We start from the raw sequence: 3,316 nt of genomic DNA, 5'->3' as shown, positions 1-3,316 counted from the left end.
TCAGCTCCTCGACCACGGCGCAGCCGACGTGCCGGCCGGCCGACAGCGCCAGCTCCACCAGCGCCGCGCCCGGCAGGGCGACCGTGCCGAACAGCGCGTGGTCGTTGGCCCACGGCTGCCCCTGCGCGGAGACCCGGCCGGTGAACACCCACTCGTCGCGGTCGCCGACCTGCACGGCCGCCGCCAGCACCGGGTGCTCCACCCGGCCCAGGCCGACCGCCGACGCGTCGGCGAGGCCGGTGGCGTCCAGCCAGTAGTGCTTGCGCTGGAAGGCGTACGTCGGCAGTTGCACCGGGCGGGCACCGGCGAAGACCGCCGCCCAGTCGACCTTCACCCCGGCGGTGTGCGCCTGGCCGAGGGAGAGCAGGAAGCGCGGCAGGCCGCCCTCACCGCGGCGCAGCGAGCCGACCACCGACACCCGGCCGTCGGCCTCGGCCGCCTCGACGGCGTCCTCCACCGCCATGGTCAGCACCGGATGTGGGGACATCTCCAGGAAGCAGCCGGTGCCCTGGTCGATCAGCGCACGGACGGCCGGCTCGAAGCCGACCTGGCCGCGCAGGTTCTTGTACCAGTACGCGGCGTCCATCGTGGTGGTGTCGATGAACTCGCCGACCACGGTGGAGTAGAACGGCACCCGGCCGGCGAGCGGCTCGACCGGCGACAGGGCGGCGAGCAGTTCGGCCTCGATGATCTCGACCTGCGGGGAGTGCGAGGCGTAGTCGACCTTGACCTTGCGGGCCCGGACGCCGTCGCGCTCGCAGGCCCCGAACACCTCGTCCAGCGCGTCGGGTTCACCCGCGACGACGACGGCGGAGGGGCCGTTGACGGCGGCGACGGAGAGGCGGCCCGCGTACGGCGCCAGCAACTCCTCGACCCGGTCGACGGGCAGCGCCACCGACATCATGCCGCCCAGCCCCGCCAGCTTGTCACGCACCAACTGGCTGCGCACCGCGACGATCCGGGCCGCATCACGCAACGACAACCCGCCCGCGACATACGCCGCCGCGATCTCACCCTGCGAGTGCCCGACGACCGCCGCAGGCTCCACACCGTACGAACGCCACAGGGCCGCGAGGCTGACCATGACGGAGAACAGCGCCGGCTGGACCACATCCACCCGGTCGAACGACGGAGCGCCCTCGGCACCCCGCAGGACGTCCTCCAGCTTCCAGTCCACGAACTCGGCCAGCGCGTCACCACACGCGGCGATCTCCGCCGCGAACACCGGTGCGGAGTCCAGCAGTTCGACCGCCATGCCGACCCACTGCGCCCCCTGACCGGGGAACACGAACACCGGCTTCACCGTGCCACCGGCCGAACGGCCCTCCACCACCAGCGGCGAGGGCTCACCCAACGACAGCGCCGCCAGACCCGCCAGCAACTGCTCACGGTCGGCCGCCGCCACCACACCCCGGTGCTCCAGCTGGGCCCGCGTCGTCGCGGCCGAGAACCCCACATCGGCCGGCGACAGCTCAGGCCGCGCCACCAGATGCGCCCGCAACCGCTCCGCCTGCGCCCGCACCGCCGCCGCACTGCGACCCGACACCGGCACCGCCACCGCCTGGGCCGGCTTCTCGGCCTCGGCCTGCTCGGACAGCTCCTGCGCCGGCGCCTCCTCCAGGATCACGTGCGTATTCGTGCCACTGACACCGAACGAGGACACCGCCGCACGACGCGGCCGCCCGTCCACCACCGGCCAGTCCCGCGCCTCCGTCAGCAACTCGACCCGACCCGACGTCCAGTCGATGTGCGGCGAGGGCTCGTCCACGTGCAGCGTGGCGGGCAGCACACCGTGCCGCATCGCCATCACCATCTTGATCACACCGGCGACACCGGCGGCCATCGAGGTGTGGCCGATGTTGGACTTGATCGACCCGAGCCACAGCGGCTCGCCCTCGCGTTCGCGCCCGTAGGTGGCCAGCAGCGCGTGCGCCTCGATCGGGTCGCCGAGGGTGGTGCCGGTGCCGTGGCCCTCGACGGCGTCCACGTCGGCGGCGGTCAGCCCGGCGTTCGCCAGCGCCGCCCGGATCACCCGCTCCTGCGAGGGGCCGTTGGGCGCGGTGAGACCGTTGCTGGCGCCGTCCTGGTTGACGGCCGTGCCGCGGATCAGGCCGAGGATCTTCCGCCCGTTGCGCTTGGCGTCGGACAGGCGCTCCAGCAGGACCAGGCCGAGGCCGTCCGCGAAGCCGGTGCCGTCCGCCGAGGACGCGTACGCCTTGCAGCGCCCGTCCGGCGACACCGCCTGCTGCTTGCTGAACTCGGCCAGCATGAACGGGCCGGACATCACGGTGACGCCGCCGACCAGGGCCATCGAGCACTCGTTGGCGCGCAGCGCCTGCACGGCCATGTGCAGGGCGACCGAGGAGGAGGAGCAGGCGGTGTCGACGGACACCGCCGGGCCCTCCAGGCCGAACACGTACGAGATGCGGCCCGAGGACACGCTGGCCGCGCCGCCGGTCAGTTGCAGGCCCTCGATCTGCGGCAGGCTGCCCGCGGGCATCGCGCAGTAGTCGCTGGTGCCGACGCCGCAGAAGACGCCGGTGTTGCTGCCGCGCAGCGTCGTCGGGTCGATGCCGGCGTGTTCGAAGGCCTCCCAGGAGGCTTCGAGCAGCAGGCGCTGCTGCGGGTCCATGGCCAGCGCCTCGCGCGGCGAGATGCCGAAGAAGTCGGCGTCGAACTCGCCGACGTCCTCCAGGAAGCCGCCGCCGCTGGTGGAGACGGCGCCGGGCCGGCTCATGGTCGGGTCGTAGAGCCGCTCCACGTCCCAACCGCGGTCGGTGGGCAGGCCGGTGACGGCGTCACGGCCGGACGCCACGAGCTCCCACAGCTGCTCGGGGGTGGTGACTCCGCCCGGGTAGCGGCAGCTCATGCCGACGATCGCCAGCGGCTCGCCGGCCTGGGCGAGGATCTGCTTGTTGAGCTGGCGGAGCCGGTCGGTCTCCTTGAGGGACTTACGCAGCGCTTCTATGAGCTGGTTCTGATCGGTGGCCATTCTCTATTCCTTCGTCTCCGAGCTCATTGCGGCGAGGGCGTGCTGGGCCGGGTTCACCCGAGGTCCTCCTGCGCCATCCGGATCAGGGCTTCCGCATCCATGTCGTCGATCGACGCACCGCCGACCTCCTCGGTCGCCTCCTCGGGCGTCTCACTGTCCGCCAGTTCCCGCAGGGTGCCCAGGAGTCCGGCCATCCGCAGCCGGTCGATCGGGATCGACGCCAGAAGCGCCCGGATCTCCTCCTCCTCGGACCGCGGCCGGCCCGCCGCGTCGGGGACGATCTCCGGCAGCAGGTGGCGGGCGACGGCCGCCGGCGACGGGTGG

At 72.8% G+C, this 3,316-nt stretch carries 1 protein-coding gene; it reads right to left on the bottom strand.

From position 1 onward, the window contains the following. Window positions 1-2,959 (bottom strand): type I polyketide synthase (locus ABD308_RS06455; protein WP_425554706.1); only part of this gene is annotated, 2,959 nt, incomplete at its 3' end. Window positions 2,960-3,316: the final 357 nt, after the last annotated feature.

It is taken from the genome of Kitasatospora putterlickiae (genome assembly GCF_039527695.1).
Lineage (GTDB): Bacteria > Actinomycetota > Actinomycetes > Streptomycetales > Streptomycetaceae > Kitasatospora > Kitasatospora putterlickiae.
The sequence above is the reverse complement of the archived record's forward strand: the minus strand, read 5'-3'. Positions and strand labels throughout refer to the sequence as shown.